The organism is Pseudomonas putida (assembly GCF_050990305.1).
Taxonomy (GTDB): Bacteria; Pseudomonadota; Gammaproteobacteria; order Pseudomonadales; family Pseudomonadaceae; genus Aquipseudomonas; species Aquipseudomonas putida_AH.
Genome location: NZ_CP158817.1, coordinates 334,758 through 358,308 on the forward strand (window position 1 = coordinate 334,758; position 23,551 = coordinate 358,308).

Consider the following 23,551-nt stretch of genomic DNA (forward strand, 5'->3'; position numbering starts at 1 on the left):
AGGACACTTCAGTGATCGACGTGTGGATACGCTCGACGAAACGGTTGAACGACAGTCCCAGTGCTCCGAACTCGTCGTGACCGTGAATGGTCAAGCGTTTGGTCAGGTCGCCTTCGCCCTCGGCAATGTCGTGCATGGCCCGACCCATGGTCAGCAGCGGCTGCATCAGGAAGCTGATCAGCATGCCCAGCAACGCGATGATGATCACCACCGCAATCACCATGGCAATGATCGCCGAGGTGCGGAATTGGCTGAGCATCGAGAAGGCGGTGTCCTTGTCGAGCACTAGCGCCACGTACCAATCCGCCGACGGTACGCCATTGACGTGGGTGAAGGAGATGAACTGACGTTTGCCGTCGATCTCCACTTCTTTCATGCCCGGGCTGACTTTCGGGGTGTCGCCCGGGTAAGCCTCGGCCAGGCTCTTGAGCACCAGCTTGCTGTCCGGGTGGATCAGGATTTTGCCATCGACGCCGACAATGAAGGCGTGGCCATGGCCGCCGAAGTTCAGTGAGTTGATGATCGCGCTGACGCTGGAGAGGTCGATGTCGGCACCTGCCACGCCGATCATTTGGCCCTGCTGTTTCACCGGCGTGGCAACTGTAATCACCCGTTTGCCGGAGGAAGCGGCGATGTAGGGTTCAGTGACAATGGTCTGCTGTGCGCTGTTGGCCGCTTTGTACCAGCCACGGGCGCGCGGGTCGTAATCCGCTGCGCGGTTGCCGGCCGGGATCGAGAACATCACGCCATCGGTGCCGCCAAAGTAGCTCAGTTGGAAGTTGCCGGTGTAGGCGGGCAGGTCGATGGCGCGCTTGAGGCTGGCCGGGGCGCTGCCATCCACGGCGATTTGCTGGGACAGCGATTGCAGCAGCTGGATGCGGCTTTCCAGCCAGGTCTGGATGTTGCTGGTGGTCAGGCTGCCGAGTTCCTGCATCGAGGCCTCGGTGTTGCTGCGCAAGGTTTCGCGCTGGCGATAGTCGTTGAACAGGATGAAACAGGCGAATGCAACGGCCACCACGAGGGCGGCAGCCAACAGGATTTTGTGGCTGAACTTCATGTTTCTGGTCATTAAATGAGCTACCGCGGAAAGTCTCGTGGACAAAGGTGAGCGCGCCTGGGGTATAGGCATTGCGCTGCCTTGTATGTCGACTGCGTGGCGCCAAAGATTAGGCACTTTTCGCTAAAACCGACGAAATACCCAATGGCCCTACAAAGTGGTTGATTATTCGGAAGAAGGCAGACGAGCGGCCTTATAAATAGACGGTTGGGGAGGGAACCCGCGGGGGGTTTTCACTTCTAAGGTCTTGCTTGGCAGCCATGCCAATCCCCTTCGTCCCCCGGAGTTACACCATGTCGCTGCGTTCCATCGCCCTGCTTTCGTTCTGCGTGTTGTTGGCTGCGTGCAGTAAGGTCAATCAGGAAAACTACTCGAAACTCTCTTCCGGCATGTCCAAGGCCGAGGTTGAAACCTTGCTGGGCAAACCGGCCGACTGTTCGGGCGCACTCGGCATGTCCAGTTGCACCTGGGGCGACAAGAACAGCTTTATCAGCGTGCAGTATGCCGGTGACAAAGTGCTGATGTTTTCCGGCCAAGGCCTGAAGTAAACCGGGGCCAAGCGCCCGCGGGAGAAAAATAATGAAGCGGTTATTGATGATACTTTTTGCCGGCTTGGTGTTGGCCGGCTGTGCCACTTCTGGCCAGGATCCGTTGGCGCCCAAGACGGTCAAGAGCGTCAACCTCAAGCGCTACCAGGGCACCTGGTATGAGTTGGCGCGCATGCCGATGTACTTCCAGCGCAACTGCGCGCAATCCGAAGCCCATTACACGTTAAAGCCTGACGGCAATGTGGGGGTGCTGAATCGCTGCCTGACGCCGCAGTGGGAGTGGGAGGAGGTCAAGGGCACGGCCTATCCGCAGGCGCCAGGCAAGACCGACAAATTGTGGGTCGAGTTCGATACCTGGTTCTCGCGGTTGATACCGGGTTCAGCGAAGGGCGAATACTGGGTGTTGTACGTCAGCGATGACTACAAGACCGCTATCGTTGGCGACCCGAGTCGTCGTTATCTGTGGCTGTTGTCGCGTACCCCGACCGTCAACGGTGTGGTGCGTGAAGAGCTGCTGAGTAAGGCGCGCCAGCAAGGTTATGACACCACGCGGCTGATCTGGCGGGCGTCGGATACGCAGATGGCCAAGACGTCGGACTGATCATGCGGTCCTCGTAGGAGTCGGCTTGCTGGCGATGGCAGCCTGTCAGGCAACATTGATGTTGGATCTGATGGCCTTATCGCCAACAAGCCGGCTCCTACAGTGGGTTTTGTATCAGCCCAGCAAGTCGCGCAGGACCTGGGTGAACGCACGGCTGCTTTCTTCTTCCCCGGCATGCCGCCCGTCACGCACAACCCACTGGCCATTGACCAGCACATCGCGCACTTGGCGATCGCCGCCGGCGAACAGCCAACGATTCAAAATCCCGTCACCACTGGCCGTCGCCAGGTATGGATCGCTGCCGTCCAGCACCAGCCAATCGGCGCGCTTGCCAACTTCCAATGCACCAATCGATTGGCCCAGTGCCTGAGCACCGCCATCCAGCGCGGCATCGAACAGCGTGCGGCCGACCATCGGTTGATCGGCGCCATACAAGCGATTGCGGCGCTGATCGCGCAGGCGCTGGCCATATTCCAGCCAGCGCAATTCTTCCACCACGCTCAATGACACATGGCTGTCGGAACCGATGCCCATGCGTCCACCTTGGGCGAGGAAGTCCACGGCCGGGAAAATCCCGTCGCCCAGGTTCGCTTCGGTGGTCAGGCACAGGCCGGCAATGGCGCGACTCTTGGCCATCAGCGTGACTTCTTCCGGGTTGGCGTGGGTGGCGTGAACCAGGCACCAACGCTGATCGACGTCGACGTTTTCGTACAGCCATTGCAGCGGGCGGCGACCACTCCAGGTCAGGCAGTCGTCGACTTCCTTCTGCTGTTCGGCGATGTGGATGTGCACCGGGCATTGCTTGTCGCTGGCCGCCAGCACTTCGCTGATCTGCTGCGGCGTTACTGCGCGCAATGAGTGGAAGCACAGGCCCAGCGACTGGGCTGGCTGCTGAGCGAGCACAGGTTGCAGGCGTGATTGCAGCTTGAGGTAGTTCTCGGTGCTGTTGATAAAGCGCCGCTGGCCATCATTTGGGGTCTGGCCGCCGAAGCCGGAGTGGCTGTAAAGCACTGGCAGCAAGGTCAGACCAATGCCGGCGGCGCTGGCAGCCTGGCTGATGCGCAAGGCCAGTTCCGCTGGGTCCGCGTAAGGTTGGCCATTGTTGTCGTGGTGCACGTAATGAAATTCGGCGACCGAGGTGTAGCCGGCCTTGAGCATTTCGATGTACAGCTGGCGGGCGATGACGCCTAATTGCTCCGGGCTGATTTTTCCGACGAGGCGATACATCAAATCGCGCCAGGTCCAGAAACTGTCGTTCGGATTGCCCGCCACTTCCGCCAACCCGGCCATGGCGCGCTGGAAGGCGTGGGAATGCAGATTCGGCATGCCCGGCAGTAGCGGACCGTTCAACCGCTCGGCGCCATCTGCATGGGAATCGGCCTGGATATGGGTCAGGACGCCCTCGGCGTTGACCTCAAGACGTACATTGTTGGCCCATCCACTAGGCAGCAGCGCGCGTTCGGCAAAGAAGGCGGACATGGTTCAGCACCCCATCGTGTGTTATTTGTATATACATATACAGACGTTTGCCTGCTCGGTAAACTCCGGCAAGCTAGCAATATCAATCAGACGACCAAGGATTAACCGTGCCGACTCCGCCTCCAGTCTCTCCGTTGGCCGCGAACATGGGCGACAGTCCGGCGCCCTTGTACGCCCGCGTCAAACAAATGATCACCCAGCAAATCGACAGCGGTAACTGGCCGCCGCACTACCGCGTTCCGTCGGAAAGTGAGCTGGTCAGCCAGTTGGGCTTCAGCCGCATGACCATCAACCGCGCCTTGCGCGAGATGACTGCCGACGGCCTGTTGGTGCGCATGCAGGGCGTCGGCACGTTCGTCGCCGAGCCGAAAAGCCAGTCTGCGCTGTTTGAAGTGCACAACATCGCCGACGAAATCGCCTCCCGTGGCCATCGCCACACTTGCAAGGTCATCACCCTCGAAGAAGAGGCCGCCGGTTCCGAGCGCGCGTTGGCGCTGGACATGCGCGAAGGGCAGAAGGTGTTCCACTCGCTGATCGTGCATTTCGAAAACGATATTCCGGTGCAAATTGAAGACCGTTTCGTCAACGCACTGGTGGCCCCGGATTACCTTAAGCAGGACTTCACCCTGCAAACGCCTTACGCCTACCTGAACCAAGTTGCACCGCTGACCGAAGGCGAGCATGTGGTCGAGGCGATTCTGGCCGAGTCGTCCGAATGCAAGTTGCTACAGATTGAAAAGGGCGAGCCGTGCCTGCTGATTCGCCGGCGTACCTGGTCCGGTCGCCAGCCGGTTACTGCTGCCCGTTTGATTCACCCCGGTTCCCGTCATCGTCTGGAAGGTCGGTTCCACAAATGAGTGAAATGAAAGTTCTACGTGCCAAAGACTACCCACGCATGCCGTGGAAAAACGGCGGCGGCAGCACCGAAGAAATCACCCGCGACGCGGGAGAGGGCCTGGATGGCTTTGGCTGGCGCCTGTCGATTGCCGACATTGGCGAGTCGGGCGGGTTTTCCACCTTCGCCGGTTACGAGCGGATCATCACTGTGCTACAGGGCGACGGTATGACCCTGACAGTGGACGGCCAAGACACACGACCGCTGTTACCGCTGGACCCGTTTGCCTTCAGCGGCGAGAGCAAGGTCTCCTGCACTCTGCTTGGCGGGCCGATTCGCGATTTCAACCTGATCTATGCGCCCCAACGTTACGCCGCTCGCTTGCAGTGGCTGGATGGCAAGCAGCGGTTTTTCAGTGAGGCCGGGACTGTGCTGGTGTTCAGCGTCAGTGATGAGCTTGAGGTGAAGGTCGGTAACAGTGCTTCGCTGCTGGGTCGTCATGATTGCCTGCAACTCGACGGTAACAGTGTTTTGCTGGAAATCTCCGTCAGCGATGCTTGCTGTGTGATTGAACTGACCGCACGCTGATCCAAGACCGAGTCGTTCCCTTCGCGGGCAAGCCTCGCTCCTACAGGTTCATCCTGCACCTGCGCGCACGATGAACCTGTAGGAGCGAGGCTTGCCCGCGAAGCTTTTTGTTCCGATCAAACCCGTTCCCCATAGCGCACCACTTTGTTACCGAACGCCCCATCACAGCGCAAAACCACCCCCAAGTAACAATCCCCACCTCCCCGAAAAATTCCCCGCGAAAAATTTCATCTTCGTCAGACCCCTTGATCCAGGCGCTCTCCAGCCTTTTCAGAATTTTTCTTGAATGCCCATCCAACAAGTTGGCCGCTTGATTGCATATGCTTGTATGTACAAGTAAAGACGTATGCGTATGAGTCGCTCGAGAGGCTTTCCGCAACGTCCACTGATTCGCTTGTCGCGCAACGATGCGCACAGGCTGGCTTACCCACCGCCAGGGTTGGTTTGGATTGATCGCTGAGGAGTCTTTTTCGTGACTGACAACAAAATTACCAAGTTCCGTGACGTCGAAATCCGCGCACCACGCGGCAACAAGCTGACCGCCAAGAGCTGGCTGACCGAAGCGCCGCTGCGCATGCTGATGAACAACCTCGACCCGCAAGTGGCCGAGAACCCAAAAGAACTGGTGGTTTACGGTGGTATCGGTCGTGCGGCGCGTAACTGGGAGTGCTACGACAAGATCGTCGAAAGCCTGACCAACCTCAATGACGACGAGACCCTGCTGGTGCAATCCGGCAAGCCAGTCGGCGTGTTCAAGACCCACAGCAACGCCCCGCGCGTACTGATCGCCAACTCCAACCTGGTGCCACACTGGGCCACTTGGGAGCACTTCAACGAACTGGACGCCAAGGGCCTGGCCATGTACGGCCAGATGACCGCCGGCAGCTGGATCTACATCGGCAGCCAGGGCATCGTCCAGGGCACCTACGAAACCTTCGTCGAAGCCGGTCGCCAGCACTACAACGACAACCTGACCGGCAAGTGGGTCCTGACCGCAGGTCTGGGTGGCATGGGCGGCGCGCAGCCACTGGCCGCGACCCTGGCCGGTGCCTGCTCGCTGAACATCGAATGCCAGCAGATCAGCATCGATTTCCGCCTGAAAACCCGCTACGTCGACGAGCAAGCCAAAGACCTGGACGACGCCCTGGCGCGCATCGCCAAGTACACCGCCGAAGGCAAAGCCATCTCCATCGCCCTGTGCGGTAACGCGGCGGAAATCCTGCCGGAACTGGTGCGTCGCGGCGTGCGTCCGGACATGGTCACCGACCAGACCAGCGCCCACGACCCATTGAACGGCTACCTGCCCGCCGGCTGGACCTGGGACGAATACCGCGCTCGCGCCAAGACCGAGCCGGCTGCCGTGGTGAAAGCCGCCAAGCAATCCATGGCCGTGCACGTTAAAGCCATGTTGGACTTCCAGAAAATGGGCGTGCCGACCTTCGACTACGGCAACAACATCCGCCAGATGGCCCAGGAAGAGGGCGTGGAAAACGCTTTCGACTTCCCAGGCTTCGTACCGGCCTACATCCGTCCGCTGTTCTGCCGTGGCATCGGCCCGTTCCGTTGGGCTGCGCTGTCGGGCAACGCTGAAGACATCTACAAAACCGACGCCAAAGTCAAAGAACTGATCCCGGACGACGCCCACCTGCACAACTGGCTGGACATGGCCCGCGAGCGCATCAGCTTCCAGGGTCTGCCGGCACGTATCTGCTGGGTTGGCCTGGGCCTGCGCGCCAAGCTCGGCCTGGCGTTCAACGAAATGGTCCGCAGCGGCGAACTGTCGGCGCCAATCGTGATCGGTCGCGACCACCTGGACTCCGGCTCGGTTTCCAGCCCGAACCGCGAAACCGAATCGATGCAGGACGGTTCCGACGCCGTGTCCGACTGGCCACTGCTCAACGCCCTGCTCAACACCGCGAGCGGCGCGACCTGGGTCTCCCTGCACCACGGCGGCGGCGTCGGCATGGGCTTCTCCCAGCACTCGGGCATGGTGATCGTCTGCGACGGTACTGACGAAGCGGCCGAGCGTATCGCACGCGTGCTGCACAACGACCCGGCCACTGGCGTCATGCGTCACGCCGATGCCGGTTACCAGATCGCCATCGACTGCGCCAAGGAACAAGGGCTGAACCTGCCGATGATTACCGGTAAATAAAAAAGCGGGCTCAGGCCCAATGCAAACCCGTAGGAGCCGGCTTGCTGGCGATTCAGACCCCGCAAGGTGTCAGGCAAACCGCCATCGCCAGCAAGCCGGCTCCTACAGGGATTGCGTAAACCAAGAATAACAATCCACAGAGGTTGAACCATGGCTGCTGACAGCGAACGTGCAGGCAACAAACCGTTGATCGAGAAACGCTCGATCGACTACATCCCGGAAGCGGAAAGACACGGTCGTCTGTTCAGCCAGTTCACGTTGTGGATGGGTGCCAACCTGCAAATCACCGCGATTGTCACCGGGGCCCTGGCCGTGGTGCTGGGCGGTGATGTGTTCTGGTCGCTGATCGGTCTGCTGATCGGGCAACTGCTCGGCGGCGGGGTGATGGCACTGCACGCGGCGCAAGGACCTAAGCTTGGCCTGCCGCAGATGATTTCCAGCCGGGTACAGTTCGGCGTTTACGGCGCGGCGATCCCGATCGTGCTGGTCTGCCTGATGTACCTGGGTTTCACCGCCACCGGTACCGTGCTGTCCGGTCAGGCCCTGGGCCAGCTGTTTGGCGTCAGTGACACCGTCGGTATCCTGATTTTCGCCAGTGTCATCGTGCTGGTGACGGTGCTTGGCTATCGGGTGATTCACTGGATTGGCCGTGTCGCCAGCATCATCGGTGTCATTGCCTTTGTGTATCTGTTCAGCCGCCTGATGAGCCAGACCGATGTCAGCGCGCTGCTGCAAATCCGCAGTTTCAGCTGGAGCAGCTTCCTGCTGGCGGTGTCGCTCGCGGCGTCCTGGCAGATCGCCTTCGGCCCTTACGTGGCTGACTATTCGCGCTACCTGCCGAGCAAAACCTCCTCGGTGAAAACCTTTTTCGCCGCCGGCGCAGGTTCGGTTATCGGCGCGCAGGTGGCGATGATCCTCGGCGTGTTTGCCGCAGCTTCCGCCAATGGCCAATACGCCGGCCATGAAGTCGCCTACATTGTTGGATTCGCCGGCAGTGGTGCCACCGCCGCGCTGCTGTACTTCAGCATCGCGTTCGGCAAGGTCACCATTTCCACGCTTAACTCCTACGGCAGCTTCATGTGCATCGCGACCATCATCAGCGGCTTCCGGGGTGACCTGAAGGTCTCACGCTTGCAGCGTCTGGTGTTCGTGCTGGTCATCGTTGGTGCCGCGACCCTGATGGCGTTGCTCGGCCAGCACTCGTTCCTCGGTGCGTTCAAGTCCTTCATCCTGTTCCTGCTGGCGTTCTTCACGCCATGGAGCGCGATCAACCTGGTGGACTACTACTGCATCACCCGCGAGCGCTATGACGTGCCGGCGCTGGCTGATCCGAACGGTCGCTACGGCCGTTGGAACGTCCTGGGTATCAGCGTCTATGTCTTCGGCGTGCTGGTGCAGTTGCCGTTCATCTCTACTAAGTTCTATACCGGTCCGCTGGTGGCCTCCCTGGGTGACGTGGATATTTCCTGGATCATCGGCCTGGTGATTCCCGCCGCCCTCTATTACGTATGCGCAAAAAAATGGCACAGCGCAGTGCCCGATCAATTGATTCTGCCGGTCGAGCAGGTCAGTGCTGTACAACCAGAAACAAGCGGGGCCGGTCGCGCTGCGGCGCAGGCCTGATTGGACGTGGACAGGGCTGGATGCCTCTTGACTGCCGTAAGCCAATTCATGATTAGGAGCGTCACAACAATGAAATCGAACAAGACCCTGCTGACCGCATTGCTTTCCATGGGCCTGCTGGCCAGCGCCGGCGCCACTCAGGCGGCGGGTTGGTGCGAATCGGGCAAACCGGTGAAATTCGCCGGCCTGAACTGGGAAAGCGCCATGCTCCTGACCGACGTTCTGCAAGTCGTGCTGGAGAAAGGCTACGACTGCAAGACCGACAGCCTGCCAGGCAACTCCATCACCATGGAAAACGCCCTGAGCAGCAACGATATCCAAGTGTTTGCCGAGGAGTGGGTCGGCCGCAGCGAGGTCTGGAACAAGGCCGAGAAAGCCGGCAAGGTCGTCGGTGTCGGCGCTCCGGTGGTCGGTGCCGTTGAGGGCTGGTACGTGCCGCGCTATGTGATCGAAGGCGATGCCAAGCGTAAGCTGGAAGCCAAGGCGCCAGACCTGAAAAACATTGCCGACCTGGCCAAATATTCCGCGGTGTTCAAAGACGCCGAAGAACCTTCCAAGGGCCGCTTTTACAACTGCCCGGCCGGTTGGACCTGTGAGCTGGACAACAGCGAAATGCTGAAAAGCTACGGCCTGGAAAGCAGCTACACCAACTTCCGCCCAGGCACCGGCCCGGCGCTGGATGCCGCCGTGCTGTCGAGCTACAAGCGTGGCGAGCCGATCCTGTTCTACTACTGGTCGCCAACGCCGCTGATGGGCCAAGTCGACGTAGTGAAACTTGAAGAGAAGCCGGGCGTGGACAAGAGCGTGACCATCAAGGTCGGCCTGTCCAAGACTTTTCACGACGAAGCCCCGGAACTGGTGGCCGTGCTGGAAAAGGTCAACCTGCCGATCGACCTGCTGAACCAGAACCTGGGTCGCATGAGCAAAGAGCGAATCGAGTCGCCAAAACTGGCCAAGATCTTCCTGAAGGAACATCCTGAAGTCTGGCACCAATGGGTGAGCGAAGACGCAGCCAAAAAGATCGACGCGGCCTTGTAGGTTGAGCCTTCCCGGCTGCTGGCAACGGCAGCCGAACGCTTGATCGCAACCCCTTGATTGAGAGTCTCTTTATGTTTCCCGAAAGCTTTACCTTTTCCATCGCCGACTGGGTCAACGGTTGGGTCGATTCGCTGGTCACCAACTACGGCGACGTGTTCCGGCACATCTCCGACACCCTGTTGTGGGCCATCGTCAATCTTGAAAGTCTGCTGCGCGCGGCGCCCTGGTGGCTGATGCTGGCTATCGTGGCGGGCGTGGCCTGGCATGCGACCCGTAAAGTGGTGACCACCGCGGTCATCGTCGGTTTGCTGTTTCTGGTGGGGGCGGTCGGCCTCTGGGACAAGCTGATGCAAACCCTGGCGCTGATGATGGTGGCGACAGTCATCTCGGTGCTGATCGGCATTCCGCTGGGCATCCTGTCGGCACGCAGCAATCGTCTGCGTTCGGTGCTGATGCCGCTGCTGGACATCATGCAGACCATGCCGAGCTTCGTGTACTTGATCCCGGTGCTGATGCTGTTCGGTCTGGGCAAGGTCCCGGCGATTTTCGCCACCGTGATCTACGCCGCGCCGCCGCTGATCCGCCTGACCGATTTGGGCATCCGTCAGGTCGACGGTGAAGTGATGGAAGCGATCAACGCCTTTGGTGCCAACCGCTGGCAGCAACTGTTTGGCGTGCAATTGCCGCTGGCCCTGCCGAGCATCATGGCCGGGATCAACCAGACCACCATGATGGCCCTGTCGATGGTCGTAATCGCCTCGATGATCGGTGCCCGTGGCCTGGGTGAAGACGTGTTGGTGGGGATTCAGACCCTCAACGTTGGCCGTGGCCTGGAAGCCGGTCTGGCGATCGTGATTCTGGCAGTGGTGATCGACCGCATTACACAGGCGTACGGTCGCGCACGGCATGAGGTGAGCAAATGAACAACGCAACCGTGAGCAAGATCGAAGTCAAAAACGTCTTCAAGATTTTCGGCAACCGTTCCAAAGACGCGCTGGAAATGATTCGCCAGAAAAAGACCAAGGACCAAGTGCTGGCCGAAACTGGCTGCGTGGTCGGCGTCAACGACCTGTCGCTGAGTATCGGTAGCGGCGAGATATTCGTGATCATGGGCCTGTCGGGCTCCGGCAAGTCCACCTTGGTGCGCCACTTCAATCGCCTGATCGACCCGACCAGCGGCGCGATCCTGGTGGACGGCGTGGACATCCTGCAATACGACATGGAAGCCCTGCGCGAATTTCGTCGGCGCAAGATCAGCATGGTGTTCCAGAGTTTCGGCCTGCTGCCCCACAGAACCGTGGTGGACAACGTCGCCTACGGCTTGAAAGTGCGCGGCGAGAGCAAGCAAATGTGCACCGAGCGTGCACTGCACTGGATCAACACCGTGGGCCTCAAGGGCTACGAAAACAAATACCCGCACCAGCTCTCCGGCGGTATGCGCCAGCGTGTCGGCCTGGCCCGCGCCTTGGCGGCGGACACCGACATCATCCTGATGGACGAAGCCTTCAGCGCCCTTGACCCGCTGATCCGTGCCGAGATGCAGGACCAGTTGCTGGAGCTGCAAAAGACCCTGCACAAGACCATCGTTTTCATCACCCACGACCTCGACGAGGCCGTGCGCATCGGTAACCGCATCGCGATCCTCAAGGACGGCCGCCTGATCCAGGTCGGCACGCCGAAAGAGATCCTGCATTCGCCGGCGGATGAGTATGTCGACCGGTTCGTGCAGCGCAGGGCTGCGGTGGTTTAAGAGATTTGCGGTGATTGAGCGGGCCCATCGCGGGCAAGCCTCGCTCCTACAGGTCAGCGCTGAACCCTGTAGGAGCAAAGCTTGCTCGCGATGAGGCCAGTAAAGCTGCATAAATATTCAGGTTTGTACGCGCGAGGTTGAAGATGTCCCAGGCTGAAAAAATCGTTATCGCCGATGCCCCGTTGCGTTGGCAGGATGTGGTTGCGGTAGCCCGCCATGGCGCACAGCTCGAGCTGTCGGCGCAGGCCTGGGCTCGTATCGAAAACGCGCAGGCCATCGTCCAGCGCATCGTCACCAGCGGCGAACGTGCCTATGGCGTGAACACCGGCCTGGGTGCGTTGTGCAACGTTTCGCTTAAAGACGAACAGCTCAGCCAGTTGTCGCGCAATACCTTGCTCAGCCATGCCTGTGGCGTTGGCGCACCACTGACCGACGAGCAGACTCGCGCAATCATGTGCGCGGCCATCCGCAACTACAGCCAGGGCAAATCCGGCATCCATCGCCGTGTTGTCGAAGCGCTGCTGGCGTTGCTCAACCGCGGCATCACGCCACAAGTGCCGTCCCAGGGTTCGGTCGGTTACCTGACCCACATGGCCCACGTCGGCATCGCGCTGCTGGGTGTCGGCAACGTCAGCTATCGCGGGCAAATCGTTTCCGCGCAGCAGGCGTTGGCCGAAGAAGGATTGCAGCCGGTCCAGCTCGGTGCCAAAGACGGGTTGTGTCTGGTCAACGGCACGCCGTGCATGACCGGCCTCAGCACCTTGGCCATTGCCGACGCCACGCGCCTGTTGCAGTGGGCCGACGTGATCAGTGCCATGAGCTTCGAGGCCCAGCGTGGGCAGATCGCCGCGTTTGACGCCGAGATCATCGCACTCAAGCCGCATCCGGGCATGCAGCAGGTTGGGGTCAACCTGCGTGCACTGCTTGATGGCAGTGAAGTGATTGCCCAGAGCAAGGGTATTCGGACTCAGGATGCCCTGAGCATCCGTTCAATTCCTCAGGTTCACGGCGCCGCTCGCGATCAGCTCGATCATGCGATCAAGCAAATCGAAACCGAACTCAACGGCTGCACCGACAACCCGCTGCTGCTGGGGACGCCGGACAACTTCCGCGTCATGTCCCAGGCTAATCCGCACGGTCAGTCGGTCGCCTTGGCGGCGGATTTGCTGGCCATGGCCATGGCCGAGATCGGCTCCATCGCCGAGCGTCGCCTGGACCGCTTGATTAACCCGCACGTCAGCGGTCTGCCAGCGTTCCTGGTGGCCAATCCGGGGGTGAATTCCGGGATGATGATTGTGCAATACGTCGCCGCGTCCCTGTGCGCGGAAAACCGGCAGTTGGCGCAACCAGCGGTGCTCGACAACTACGTCACTTCGGGCCTGCAGGAAGATCACCTGAGCATGGGCACCAACGCCGCGCTCAAGCTGCATCGCGCATTGGAAAACTGCACGCAGATCCTCGCCATCGAGTATCTGCTGGCAGCACAGGCCTTTGAGTTCCTGAAAGAGCAGCGCTTCGGCGCCGGTACCGATACAGCGTGGCGACTACTGCGTGAGCGCGTTCCGGCTTACGATCAGGATCGTTGGCTGGCACCGGACATCGCCGCTGCCGCAAGTGTTTTGAAAGACCCGGCTTTGTTGCAGAAGGCGTTACCGAATCTGAACTGATTTCCCTGCAAAACCAGCGTGCCAAGGCGCCAGCCCCCTCAAAAAGGGGGAAGCGACGGACAACGGATATCTCCGGAGCGTCTGGTAGTTCTCTTTAACCAAGAGAAGAACTCTCAAAAGGAGCCAAAAATGACTGCGCTAAACCTTGTTCCCGGCCAACTGAGCCTCGCCCAGCTGCGTGAGGTCTATCAGCAACCGGTGAAACTGACCCTCGACAACAGCGCCTCGGCCCAGATCGAAGCCAGTGTCGCCTGCGTGGAACAGATCCTCGCCGAGAATCGCACCGCCTACGGCATCAACACCGGTTTCGGCCTGCTGGCTTCGACCCGCATCGCCAGCCAAGACCTGGAAAACCTGCAACGCTCGCTGGTGCTGTCCCACGCCGCCGGTGTCGGCCAGCCGATCAGCGACGAGCTGGTGCGCCTGATCATGGTGCTCAAGGTCAACAGCCTGAGCCGTGGTTTCTCCGGTATTCGTCGCGTGGTGATCGACGCGCTGATCGCCCTGATCAACGCCGAGGTGTACCCGCACATTCCCTTGAAAGGTTCGGTCGGTGCCTCCGGCGACCTGGCGCCGTTGGCGCACATGTCGCTGGTGCTGCTTGGCGAAGGCAAGGCGCGCTACAAGGGTGAGTGGATGCAAGCCAAGGACGCGCTGAAAGTCGCCGGCCTGACCCCGCTGACCCTGGCCGCGAAAGAAGGCTTGGCGCTGCTCAATGGCACGCAAGTGTCCACCGCGTTCGCCTTGCGCGGTCTGTTCGAAGGCGAAGACCTGTTCGCCGGCGCACTGGCCCTGGGTGGCCTGACCGTCGAAGCCGTGTTGGGCTCGCGCTCGCCGTTCGACGCTCGTATCCACGCCGCTCGTGGCCAGCAAGGCCAGATCGATGCCGCTGCCGCCTATCGCGATCTGCTCGGCGAGCGCAGCGAAGTGTCCGATTCCCACGAGAATTGCGAAAAGGTCCAGGACCCATACTCCCTGCGTTGCCAACCGCAAGTCATGGGCGCCTGCCTGACCCAGTTCCGCCAAGCTGCCGAAGTACTGGCGATCGAAGCCAACGCCGTTTCCGACAACCCGCTGGTGTTCGCCGCCGAAGGCGATGTGATTTCCGGCGGTAACTTCCACGCCGAGCCGGTGGCCATGGCCGCCGACAACATGGCGCTGGCGATCGCGGAAATCGGTTCCCTGAGCGAACGTCGCATCTCGCTGATGATGGACAAGCACATGTCGCAACTGCCGCCGTTCCTGGTGGCCAATGGCGGCGTGAACTCAGGTTTCATGATCGCCCAAGTGACAGCGGCGGCATTGGCCAGCGAGAACAAAGCGCTGTCCCATCCGCATTCGGTGGATAGCCTGCCGACCTCTGCCAACCAGGAAGACCACGTGTCCATGGCCCCGGCCGCCGGCAAGCGTCTGTGGGAAATGGCCGAAAACACTCGCGGCATTCTCGCGGTGGAATGGCTGGCGGCGGCCCAGGGTCTGGACCTGCGCAACGGTCTGAAGACCTCGCCAAAACTGGAACAGGTTCGGGCGATTCTGCGCAAGGAAGTGGTGCCTTATGACAAGGACCGCTTCTTTGCCCCGGACATCAATGCGGCAACTGAACTGCTGGCGTCGCGGTGCCTGACCGAGCTGGTGACGGCGAAGTTGTTACCGAGCCTGTAAGGGCCTCATCGCCAGCAAGCCGGCTCCTACAAGGGGCCGCATAAATTTGTAGGAGCCGGCTTGCTGGCGATCGATTTTGAACAAAGTGAGGATTTGGGATGAAAACCCTCTGGCAACACTGCCACGTTGCAACCATGGCCCAGGGCGTTTACTCGATCATCGAGGACGCGGCCATCGTGACGGCCGGTGCGCACATTGAGTGGGTCGGCCCGCGCAGTGAACTGCCGTCTGGCGAATACCCGGCGGTCAATGATTTGAACGGGGCCTGGGTTACACCAGGCCTGATCGACTGCCACACCCACACGGTGTTCGGCGGTAATCGCAGTGGCGAGTTCGAAAAACGCCTGCAAGGCGTCAGCTACGCGGAAATCGCTGCCAGCGGTGGCGGCATTGCCAGCACCGTGCGCGCCACCCGTGCGGCGAGCGAAGACGAGTTGTTCGCCAGCGCCGCCAAGCGCCTGAAAAGCCTGATGCGCGACGGCGTCACCAGCATCGAAATCAAGTCCGGCTACGGCCTTGACCTGGCCAACGAGCGCAAGATGTTGCGGGTTGCACGTCGTCTTGGCGCCGAACTGCCGGTCAGCGTGCGCAGCACCTGCCTGGCGGCCCACGCCTTGCCACCGGAATACGCCGATCGCGCCGATGACTACATCGAGCACATCTGCACTGAAATGCTCCCGGCCCTGGCCGCCGAAGGTCTGGTGGATGCGGTAGACGCGTTCTGTGAGTACCTGGCCTTTTCCCCGGCGCAGGTTGAGCGAGTATTCATCAAGGCCCAGGAGTTGGGCCTGCCAGTGAAACTGCATGCCGAGCAGTTGTCATCGCTACACGGTTCTACGCTGGCCGCGCGTTACCACGCTCTGTCGGCCGATCACCTGGAGTTCATGACCGAGGACGATGCCATCGCCATGGCCCAGTCCGGCACGGTCGCGGTGTTACTGCCGGGCGCCTTCTACTTCCTGCGCGAGACCCAATTGCCGCCGATGGACGCCTTGCGCAAGCACGGCGTGAAAATCGCCATCGCCAGCGACCTCAACCCCGGGACGTCGCCAGGTCTGTCATTGCGCCTGATGTTGAACATGGCCTGCACCTGTTTCCGCATGACCCCGGAAGAAGCCCTGGCGGGCGCGACGATTCATGCCGCCACTGCGCTGGGCATGGCCGATACCCACGGATCGATCGAGGCCGGCAAGGTCGCGGATTTCGTTGCCTGGCAAATTGATCGTCCGGCCGACCTGTCGTACTGGCTGGGCGGTGATCTGGAAAAACGCGTCGTGCGCCACGGCGTTGAAACGAGCCTGTAGGAGAGTCGTTGTGGATAAGGTTTTGAACTTCAAACAAGGCCGCGTACCGCTGCTGATCAGCATGCCCCACGCTGGCTTGCGTCTGACGCCTGCGGTCGAAGCCGGCTTGATCCCCGAGGCCAAAAGCCTGCCGGACACCGATTGGCACATCCCGCAGCTGTACGATTTCGCCGCCCAATTGGGCGCCAGTACCCTGGCTGCCGAGTATTCGCGGTTCGTCATCGACCTGAACCGGCCGTCTGACGACAAACCGTTGTATGTGGGCGCCACTACCGGTCTGTACCCGGCGACGTTGTTCGATGGCGTGCCATTGTTCCGCGAAGGGCAGGAGCCTTCCAAAGCCGAGCGCGCAACGTATCTGGAACAGATCTGGACGCCGTACCACAACACCTTGCAGCAGGAGCTGGCGCGCCTGAAGGCCGAGTTCGGCTACGCGCTGCTGTTCGATGCGCACTCGATCCGCTCGCTGATCCCGCATCTGTTCGACGGCAAACTCCCGGACTTCAACCTCGGCACCTTCAATGGCGCCAGTTGCGACCCACAGCTGGCGACTCAACTGGAAGCCATCTGCGCCCGGCACACCCAGTACAGCCATGTGCTGAACGGTCGTTTCAAGGGCGGACACATCACTCGCCATTACGGCAATCCGGCGCAAAACATCCATGCCGTGCAACTGGAGCTGGGCCAGTGCACCTATATGGAAGAGTTCGAGCCGTTCCGTTATCGGGCGGATCTGGCTGAGCCGACGCAGGTGGTCCTGAAGGAACTGCTGCAAGGCCTGTTGGCATGGGGACAGGAACGCTACCAACGCTAGACCCTGACGCGATCCCCTGTAGGAGCTGCCGCAGGCTGCGATCCTTTGATTCTGTTTTTCAAGATCAAAAGATCGCAGCCTTCGGCAGCTCCTACATGAGCATGCTCATTGACGTAAATCGGGTTTATGATGCCCAACGGCAGAATAATAGAATTCCCCCCAGGGATGACCCGACCCCTTACGGAGCGCGCAATGCAGACTTTGTACCCGCAGATCAAACCCTACGCCCGGCACGATCTGGCCGTCGACAAGACTCACACGCTGTATGTCGACGAAAGCGGTTCACCGCAAGGTTTGCCGGTGGTGTTCATTCATGGCGGCCCCGGTGCCGGGTGCGATGCGGCGAGTCGCTGCTACTTCGATCCAAACCTGTATCGCATTGTCACCTTCGACCAGCGTGGCTGTGGTCGTTCCACGCCCCACGCCAGCCTGGAAAACAACACCACCTGGGATCTGGTTGCCGACCTTGAGAAAATCCGTCAGCACCTGGGCATCGAAAAATGGGTGCTGTTCGGCGGCTCTTGGGGCTCGACCCTGGCGCTGGCTTACGCACAAACCCACCCGGAGCGTGTACATGGCCTGATCGTGCGCGGGATTTTTCTCTGCCGTCCTCAGGAAATCGAGTGGTTCTATCAGGCCGGTGCCAGCCGCCTGTTCCCCGATTACTGGCAAGACTACATCGCGCCAATCCCGATGGATGAGCGCGACGATCTGCTCGGTGCGTTCCACCGCCGCCTGACCGGCAACGATCAGATCGCCCAGATGCACGCGGCCAAGGCCTGGTCCATTTGGGAGGGTCGGACCGCAACCCTGCGCCCGAACCCATTGGTGGTCGATCGCTTCTCCGAACCTCAGCGCGCGCTTTCGATTGCGCGGATCGAATGCCATTACTTCACCAACAACGCCTTCCTCGAACCCAATCAGTTGATTCGCGACATGGGCAAGATCGCTCACTTGCCGGGCGTCATCATCCATGGTCGCTACGATGTGATCTGCCCATTGGACAACGCCTGGGAACTGCACCAGGCCTGGCCGAACAGCGAACTGCAAATCATCCGTGATGCAGGTCATGCCGCCGCTGAGCCCGGGATAACCGATGCCTTGGTACGTGCTGCCGACCGGATGGCGCGACGACTGCTCAACCTGGCCCCCGAAGAAGCATGAAGGGCCTGCTGCAGCGCGTGCGTGGCGCGCGAGTCGAGGTTGCGGGTGAGGTGGTAGGCGCGGTTGATCAGGGTTTGCTGGTGCTGGTCGCCGTCGAGCCCGATGACACTCGGGCCAGCGCCGACAAACTTCTCAATAAGCTGCTTAACTATCGTGTGTTCAGCGATGCCGAGGGCAAGATGAATCTGTCCTTGGCGGATGTGGGCGGCGGATTACTGCTGGTCTCGCAATTCACCCTGGCCGCGGACACCAAGAGCGGGTTGCGCCCGAGTTTCTCGACGGCGGCTCCTCCGGCCTTGGGCGAGGAGCTGTTCGACTATCTATTAAGCAAAGCGAAACAGGTGCATGGCACTGTGGCATCAGGTAGATTCGGCGCGGATATGCAGGTGCACCTGGTCAATGACGGCCCGGTAACCTTTCTGTTACAGACCTAAAGGCTCGTGAAACATCTTTTTACGGGTTTTTCGACTGAAAACAGGCATTTTTCGCGATAAATACTTTGTTACCCCTGATGCGTTGTAACGCGGGCTACTAGATAATCGCGCGCTACGGGGATCAGCGTTCGTTGGTCCATTTTGACTTAGGTAGAGACTTGTCTGGATCCGATTGGGGAATCATTTTGCCCCAGCGGAGTCGGAACAATGCTCGCCAACTTGGCAAGAGTGGTCTGCAAGGCCGGTTTTTTTGTACCGGGATCCGTACAGACCCTTTAACTGGCCGTTGGTTTTTTGATCTGTTTTCGGCGAGGGTTGCTCGTGATTGTTAGTCCCTGTAACGCACCAAAATTGTCTGCCAAACGGTTGCGCAGCGCTCTGGTAGCAGGCTCGGCGATGCTCTGCCTGCTCAGCGCCGGCCAGCTTTGGGCATTCAACCTGGATGATGTATCGGCCAAGGCAAAAGAGCTGGCCGGCCAGAAGTACGAAGCGCCGCGCAGTAACTTGCCGAACGAGTTCCGCGAGATGAAATTCGCGGACTACCAGAAAATCCGCTTCCTGACGGAAAAAGCCGAGTGGGCGGATCAGAAGACCCCGTTCAAGCTGTCGTTCTATCATCAGGGCATGCACTTCGATACCCCGGTGAAAATCAACGAAATCACAGCGAACACCGTCGAAGAGATCAAATATGATCCGAGTCGTTTCGATTTCGGCGATCTGAAGTTCGATCCCAAGGCCACCGAACAACTGGGCTACGCCGGTTTCCGTGTGCTCTACCCAGTCAACAAGGCCGACAAGCAAGACGAAATCATGACCATGCTTGGCGCGAGCTACTTCCGCGTTGTCGGCAAGGGTCACGTCTATGGTTTGTCCGCGCGCGGCATGGCGATCGATACCGCGTTGCCGTCCGGCGAGGAATTCCCGCGTTTTCGCGAGTTCTGGATCGAGCAACCGAAGCCGGGTGACAAGCATCTGGTGATCTTCGCGTTGCTGGACTCGCCACGGGCCACCGGTGCCTATCGCCTGACCCTGCGTCCGGGCAGCGACACCATTGTCGACGTCAAGGCGCAGATGTTCCTGCGTGACAAGGTCGGCAAACTGGGTATCGCTCCGCTGACCAGCATGTTCCTGTTCGGCGCCAACCAGCCGTCGAAAGTCCTCAACTACCGTCGTGAACTGCACGACTCCAGCGGTCTGGCGATCCATGCCGGCAATGGCGAGTGGATCTGGCGCCCGCTGAACAACCCGAAACACCTGGCCGTGAGCAATTTCTCCGTGGAGAACCCGCGTGGTTTCGGCTTGCTGCAGCGTGGCCGTGATTTCAGCCACTACGAAGACCTCGACGATCGCTACGACAAGCGTCCAAGCGCCTGGATCGAGCCGAAAGGCGACTGGGGCAAGGGCACCGTCGATCTGGTCGAGATTCCGACCGCCGACGAAACCAACGACAATATTGTGGCTTTCTGGAGCCCGGGAACCATGCCGGAGCCAGGCCAGCCGCTGGACTTCGCCTATCGCATGCACTGGACCATGGACGAAGCTTCGTTGCACGCACCGGACAGCGCCTGGGTCAGCCAGACCCTGAAGTCCACCGGTGACGTCAAGCAGTCCAACCTGATTCGTCAGCCGGACGGCAGCGTTGCCTACCTGGTCGACTTCGAAGGCCCGTCCCTGGCGGCATTGCCACCGGAGACAGACGTGCGCAGCCAGGTCAGCGTCGGCGACAACGCCGAGCTGGTCGAGAACAGCGTGCGCTACAACCCTGAAACCAAGGGCTGGCGCCTGACCCTGCGCATGAAGATCAAGGACCCGAGCAAATCGACCGAGATGCGTGCGGCACTGGTGCAGAACATCGTGCCTGCCGATCTGGCCAAGACCTCGATTCCAGCGTCCAGCTCCTCCGTAGTGAAGGCCGACAAAGTCGCCGCCAAGCAAGCGGAAAAAGCGGACAAGGACGCGAAGGCCGCCGCCGAAGCCAACAAGGCTGAAGCCAAGCCAGTTGCCGATGCCAAGGACAAGGCGAACAACAAAGACGCCAAGCAGCCTGCCGCTGCCGACGCGGCCCCAGCCACACCGGAATCGGCACCGACTGAAGAAGTCCTGACCGAGACCTGGAGCTATCAGTTGCCTGCCGATGAGTAATTCTCAAGTACAGCCAGAGACTCTGTCCGAGTATCTGGCACATCTGCCGATGACCGACGAGCAGCGCGCGGAACTCGCGGGCTGCCAGTCTTTCAGCGAACTGCATGAGCGTCTGTCGTCCTCTACGTTCGACGCACCGACCGAGGCCGCACAGGCTTCGGTCGGCAAGCGCCTGACCCTGAGTACCGCCGAAGAACTGGCAGACGCCGAAATGCTGGCGCTCGACGCCAACGGCCGGGTATGCCTCAAGGCGACCCCGCCGATTCGCCGGACCAAGGTCGTACCGGAGCCGTGGCGCACCAACATTCTGGTGCGTGGCTGGCGCCGCCTCACCGGTCGCACCAACCCGCCGAAGCCGCCGAAAGACGAGAACGTGCTGCCGGCCGCCCGCTGGCGCACCGTCGGTTCGATCCGCCGCTACATTTTGCTGCTGCTGATGCTGGGCCAGACCATCGTCGCCGGCTGGTACATGAAAGGCATCATGCCGTACCAGGGCTGGTCGTTCGTCGACCTGGAAGAAGTCCTGCATCAACCGCTGCTGCAAACCGCCACGCAGGTGCTGCCGTATGCGCTGCAGACCAGCATCCTGATCCTGTTCGGGATTCTGTTCTGCTGGGTGTCGGCCGGTTTCTGGACCGCGCTGATGGGCTTTCTCGAGTTGCTCACCGGTCACGACAAATACCGCATTTCCGGTGCCAGCGCTGGCAACGAGCCGATTCCGAAAGACGCGCGCACCGCACTGGTGATGCCGATCTGCAACGAAGACGTGCCACGGGTATTTGCCGGTCTGCGCGCGACGTTCGAGTCGGTCGCGGCCACGGGTGACCTGGATCGTTTCGACTTCTTCGTCCTCAGTGACAGTAACGACGCCGATATCTGTGTCGCCGAGCAGCAGGCTTGGCTGGACGTCTGCCGCGAAGCTGGCGGTTTCGGCAAGATCTTCTATCGCCGCCGCCGTCGTCGCGTAAAACGCAAAAGCGGCAACCTCGACGACTTCTGCCGTCGCTGGGGCGGTGACTACAAATACATGGTCGTACTCGACGCCGACTCTGTGATGAGCGGCGAGTGCCTGACCAGCCTGGTACGCCTGATGGAAGCCACGCCGGACGCCGGGATCATCCAGACCGCGCCACGTGCGTCGGGCATGGACACCCTGTACGCACGCATGCAGCAGTTCGCTACCCGTGTGTACGGCCCGCTGTTCACCGCCGGCCTGCACTTCTGGCAGCTGGGCGAGTCGCACTACTGGGGCCACAACGCGATCATCCGCATGAAACCGTTCATCGAGCACTGCGCCCTGGCGCCGCTGCCCGGTAAAGGCGCGTTCGCCGGTGCGATCCTGTCTCACGACTTCGTTGAAGCCGCGCTGATGCGTCGTGCCGGTTGGGGTGTGTGGATTGCCTACGACTTGCCGGGCAGCTACGAAGAACTGCCGCCGAACCTGCTGGACGAACTCAAGCGCGACCGCCGCTGGTGCCACGGCAACTTGATGAACTTCCGCCTGTTCCTGGTCAAGGGCATGCACCCGGTACACCGCGCGGTGTTCCTGACGGGCGTGATGTCCTACCTGTCGGCGCCGTTGTGGTTCTTCTTCCTGGTGCTGTCGACGGCGCTGCTGGCGGTCAACACCTTGATGGAGCCGCAGTATTTCCTCGAACCGCGCCAGCTCTATCCGTTGTGGCCGCAATGGCATCCGGACAAGGCGATCGCGCTGTTCTCGACCACGATCGTGTTGCTGTTCCTGCCCAAGCTGCTGAGCATCATCCTGATCTGGGCCAAGGGCGCGAAAGAGTTCGGCGGCAAGTTCAAGGTGACGCTGTCGATGCTGCTGGAGATGCTGTTCTCCATGCTACTGGCGCCGGTGCGGATGATTTTCCATACCCGTTTCGTCCTTGCCGCGTTCCTCGGCTGGGCCGCGACCTGGAACTCGCCGCAGCGTGACGACGACTCCACGCCATGGAGCGAAGCGGTCAAGCGCCACGGTCCGCAAACCTTGCTGGGCTTTTTCTGGGCCTTGCTGGTGATCTGGCTGAACCCGAGCTTCCTGTGGTGGCTGGTGCCGATCGTCGGTTCGTTGATGCTGTCGATCCCGGTGTCGGTGATTTCCAGTCGCGTCGGCCTGGGCCTCAAGTCCCGTGACGAGAGCCTGTTCCTGATCCCTGAGGAATACAATCCGCCACAGGCATTGTTGGCCACCGACCAGTACACCCACGAAAACCGTTATCACGCACTGAACGACGGCTTCATCCGCTCGGTGGTCGATCCACAGCAGAACGCCCTGGCGTGCTCGCTGGCGACTTCCCGTCACCGTCAGGCCGAGCCGATCGAGTGGATGCGGATCGAGCGGGTACGCCACGCCATGAAAGTCGGCCCCGAAGGCTTGACCAACAACGAGCGTGTGCAACTGCTGAGCGACCCGGTGGCATTGGCCCGCTTGCATGAGCAAGTCTGGAGCGAAGGCCATCCTGAGTGGTTGGGCGCATGGCGCAAGTCGGTCAAGGCCGACCCCCATGCGCCGCTGTTGCCGCTCAAACCGTTGAGCGTGCAGCCTCAGTTGGCGTGACCTGATCCCCCGTTCCGCTCAGGAGCGGGGGTGTTTTCGAAAAGATCGCAGCCTGCGGCAGCTCCTACACGGGATCGTTTACACCCAGTAGGAGCTGCCGCAGGCTGCGATCTTTTGCTTTTAACCC

Annotated in this window: 18 protein-coding genes and 1 pseudogene; 17 read left to right on the top strand and 2 right to left on the bottom strand. The window is 60.6% G+C overall.

Translation table 11 applies throughout. The annotated features are described in order from the left end of the window. Nucleotides 1-82 precede the first annotated feature (82 nt). A pseudogene (locus ABTV22_RS01590) lies at nucleotides 83-1,129 on the bottom strand (cache domain-containing protein); the annotation flags it as partial. 221 nt (nucleotides 1,130-1,350) lie between these two features. On the opposite strand from ABTV22_RS01590, the gene ABTV22_RS01595 reads away from it, so the two are divergent. Together ABTV22_RS01595 and ABTV22_RS01600 are read left to right on the top strand one after the other, a co-directional pair. Then, on the top strand, nucleotides 1,351-1,605 hold the full coding sequence (locus ABTV22_RS01595; RefSeq protein ID WP_433738247.1) for a hypothetical protein: 255 nt from the start codon (nucleotides 1,351-1,353) through the stop codon (nucleotides 1,603-1,605). 31 nt (nucleotides 1,606-1,636) lie between these two features. Beyond that, on the top strand, nucleotides 1,637-2,206 hold the full coding sequence (locus tag ABTV22_RS01600; protein ID WP_433738248.1) for a lipocalin family protein: 570 nt from the start codon (nucleotides 1,637-1,639) through the stop codon (nucleotides 2,204-2,206). A 114-nt stretch (nucleotides 2,207-2,320) separates the two neighbouring features. Here the strand turns inward: ABTV22_RS01600 and ABTV22_RS01605 are convergent, their stop codons facing one another. Further along, nucleotides 2,321-3,685, bottom strand: a complete 1,365-nt coding sequence (locus tag ABTV22_RS01605) for a formimidoylglutamate deiminase (RefSeq protein WP_433738249.1) — start codon at nucleotides 3,683-3,685, stop codon at nucleotides 2,321-2,323. A 146-nt stretch (nucleotides 3,686-3,831) separates the two neighbouring features. Between ABTV22_RS01605 and hutC the strand changes: the two genes are divergently transcribed. From hutC to mdoH, 15 genes are all read left to right on the top strand, one after another. Further along, on the top strand, nucleotides 3,832-4,542 hold the full coding sequence (gene hutC, locus ABTV22_RS01610; RefSeq protein WP_173677901.1) for a histidine utilization repressor: 711 nt from the start codon (nucleotides 3,832-3,834) through the stop codon (nucleotides 4,540-4,542). Beyond that, nucleotides 4,539-5,108: a HutD/Ves family protein gene (locus ABTV22_RS01615; protein WP_433738250.1), complete on the top strand. Its 570-nt coding sequence runs from the start codon at nucleotides 4,539-4,541 to the stop codon at nucleotides 5,106-5,108. The genes hutC and ABTV22_RS01615 overlap by 4 nt, the downstream gene beginning before the upstream one ends. A gap of 472 nt (nucleotides 5,109-5,580) precedes the next feature. Continuing rightward, nucleotides 5,581-7,263 (top strand): urocanate hydratase, encoded by a 1,683-nt coding sequence (gene hutU, locus ABTV22_RS01620; protein WP_433738251.1) that lies wholly within the window; start codon nucleotides 5,581-5,583, stop codon nucleotides 7,261-7,263. A 150-nt stretch (nucleotides 7,264-7,413) separates the two neighbouring features. Next, nucleotides 7,414-8,886 carry a purine-cytosine permease family protein gene (locus ABTV22_RS01625; protein WP_433738252.1) on the top strand — a complete coding sequence of 491 codons (1,473 nt, stop codon included), beginning with the start codon at nucleotides 7,414-7,416 and terminating at the stop codon, nucleotides 8,884-8,886. Nucleotides 8,887-8,955: 69 nt separating this feature from the next. Continuing rightward, a complete protein-coding gene (locus tag ABTV22_RS01630; RefSeq protein ID WP_433738253.1) occupies nucleotides 8,956-9,924 on the top strand; it encodes an ABC transporter substrate-binding protein in 969 nt (322 codons plus the stop codon). 71 nt (nucleotides 9,925-9,995) lie between these two features. Further along, nucleotides 9,996-10,847 (top strand): ABC transporter permease, encoded by an 852-nt coding sequence (locus ABTV22_RS01635; RefSeq protein ID WP_433738254.1) that lies wholly within the window; start codon nucleotides 9,996-9,998, stop codon nucleotides 10,845-10,847. Further along, nucleotides 10,844-11,674: a quaternary amine ABC transporter ATP-binding protein gene (locus ABTV22_RS01640; protein WP_433738255.1), complete on the top strand. Its 831-nt coding sequence runs from the start codon at nucleotides 10,844-10,846 to the stop codon at nucleotides 11,672-11,674. Before ABTV22_RS01635 ends, ABTV22_RS01640 begins: the two co-directional genes overlap by 4 nt. 143 nt (nucleotides 11,675-11,817) lie before the next feature. After that, the gene (gene hutH, locus ABTV22_RS01645; RefSeq protein WP_433738256.1) at nucleotides 11,818-13,341 is read left to right on the top strand and encodes a histidine ammonia-lyase; all 1,524 of its coding nucleotides are present in this window, start codon (nucleotides 11,818-11,820) and stop codon (nucleotides 13,339-13,341) included. 129 nt (nucleotides 13,342-13,470) lie between these two features. Continuing rightward, nucleotides 13,471-15,003: a histidine ammonia-lyase gene (hutH, locus tag ABTV22_RS01650; RefSeq protein ID WP_433738257.1), complete on the top strand. Its 1,533-nt coding sequence runs from the start codon at nucleotides 13,471-13,473 to the stop codon at nucleotides 15,001-15,003. 98 nt (nucleotides 15,004-15,101) lie between these two features. Next, on the top strand, nucleotides 15,102-16,307 hold the full coding sequence (gene hutI / locus ABTV22_RS01655) for an imidazolonepropionase (protein ID WP_433738258.1): 1,206 nt from the start codon (nucleotides 15,102-15,104) through the stop codon (nucleotides 16,305-16,307). A gap of 10 nt (nucleotides 16,308-16,317) precedes the next feature. Further along, the gene (gene hutG / locus ABTV22_RS01660; RefSeq protein ID WP_433738259.1) at nucleotides 16,318-17,121 is read left to right on the top strand and encodes an N-formylglutamate deformylase; all 804 of its coding nucleotides are present in this window, start codon (nucleotides 16,318-16,320) and stop codon (nucleotides 17,119-17,121) included. 192 nt (nucleotides 17,122-17,313) lie between these two features. Next, a complete protein-coding gene (gene pip, locus ABTV22_RS01665; RefSeq protein ID WP_433738260.1) occupies nucleotides 17,314-18,285 on the top strand; it encodes a prolyl aminopeptidase in 972 nt (323 codons plus the stop codon). Continuing rightward, nucleotides 18,282-18,719, top strand: a complete 438-nt coding sequence (gene dtd / locus ABTV22_RS01670; protein WP_103397253.1) for a D-aminoacyl-tRNA deacylase — start codon at nucleotides 18,282-18,284, stop codon at nucleotides 18,717-18,719. Before pip ends, dtd begins: the two co-directional genes overlap by 4 nt. Before the next feature lie 321 nt (nucleotides 18,720-19,040). Next, entirely contained in the window at nucleotides 19,041-20,861 is a 1,821-nt protein-coding gene (locus ABTV22_RS01675; RefSeq protein ID WP_433738261.1) for a glucan biosynthesis protein G, read from the top strand. Beyond that, a complete protein-coding gene (gene mdoH / locus ABTV22_RS01680; RefSeq protein WP_433738262.1) occupies nucleotides 20,854-23,424 on the top strand; it encodes a glucans biosynthesis glucosyltransferase MdoH in 2,571 nt (856 codons plus the stop codon). The genes ABTV22_RS01675 and mdoH overlap by 8 nt, the downstream gene beginning before the upstream one ends. The last annotated feature ends 127 nt before the right edge of the window (nucleotides 23,425-23,551 follow it).

Coding starts and splice junctions, on each gene's coding strand:
- ABTV22_RS01615 (WP_433738250.1), top strand. CDS start 4,539: ATGAGTGAAATGAAAGTTCTACGTGCCAAAGACTACCCACGCATGCCG.
- mdoH (WP_433738262.1), top strand. CDS start 20,854: ATGAGTAATTCTCAAGTACAGCCAGAGACTCTGTCCGAGTATCTGGCA.
- pip (WP_433738260.1), top strand. CDS start 17,314: ATGCAGACTTTGTACCCGCAGATCAAACCCTACGCCCGGCACGATCTG.
- ABTV22_RS01595 (WP_433738247.1), top strand. CDS start 1,351: ATGTCGCTGCGTTCCATCGCCCTGCTTTCGTTCTGCGTGTTGTTGGCT.
- ABTV22_RS01635 (WP_433738254.1), top strand. CDS start 9,996: ATGTTTCCCGAAAGCTTTACCTTTTCCATCGCCGACTGGGTCAACGGT.
- ABTV22_RS01600 (WP_433738248.1), top strand. CDS start 1,637: ATGAAGCGGTTATTGATGATACTTTTTGCCGGCTTGGTGTTGGCCGGC.
- hutH (WP_433738257.1), top strand. CDS start 13,471: ATGACTGCGCTAAACCTTGTTCCCGGCCAACTGAGCCTCGCCCAGCTG.
- hutC (WP_173677901.1), top strand. CDS start 3,832: ATGGGCGACAGTCCGGCGCCCTTGTACGCCCGCGTCAAACAAATGATC.
- ABTV22_RS01625 (WP_433738252.1), top strand. CDS start 7,414: ATGGCTGCTGACAGCGAACGTGCAGGCAACAAACCGTTGATCGAGAAA.
- ABTV22_RS01640 (WP_433738255.1), top strand. CDS start 10,844: ATGAACAACGCAACCGTGAGCAAGATCGAAGTCAAAAACGTCTTCAAG.
- ABTV22_RS01630 (WP_433738253.1), top strand. CDS start 8,956: ATGAAATCGAACAAGACCCTGCTGACCGCATTGCTTTCCATGGGCCTG.
- ABTV22_RS01605 (WP_433738249.1), bottom strand. CDS start 3,685: ATGTCCGCCTTCTTTGCCGAACGCGCGCTGCTGCCTAGTGGATGGGCC.
- hutI (WP_433738258.1), top strand. CDS start 15,102: ATGAAAACCCTCTGGCAACACTGCCACGTTGCAACCATGGCCCAGGGC.
- dtd (WP_103397253.1), top strand. CDS start 18,282: ATGAAGGGCCTGCTGCAGCGCGTGCGTGGCGCGCGAGTCGAGGTTGCG.
- hutH (WP_433738256.1), top strand. CDS start 11,818: ATGTCCCAGGCTGAAAAAATCGTTATCGCCGATGCCCCGTTGCGTTGG.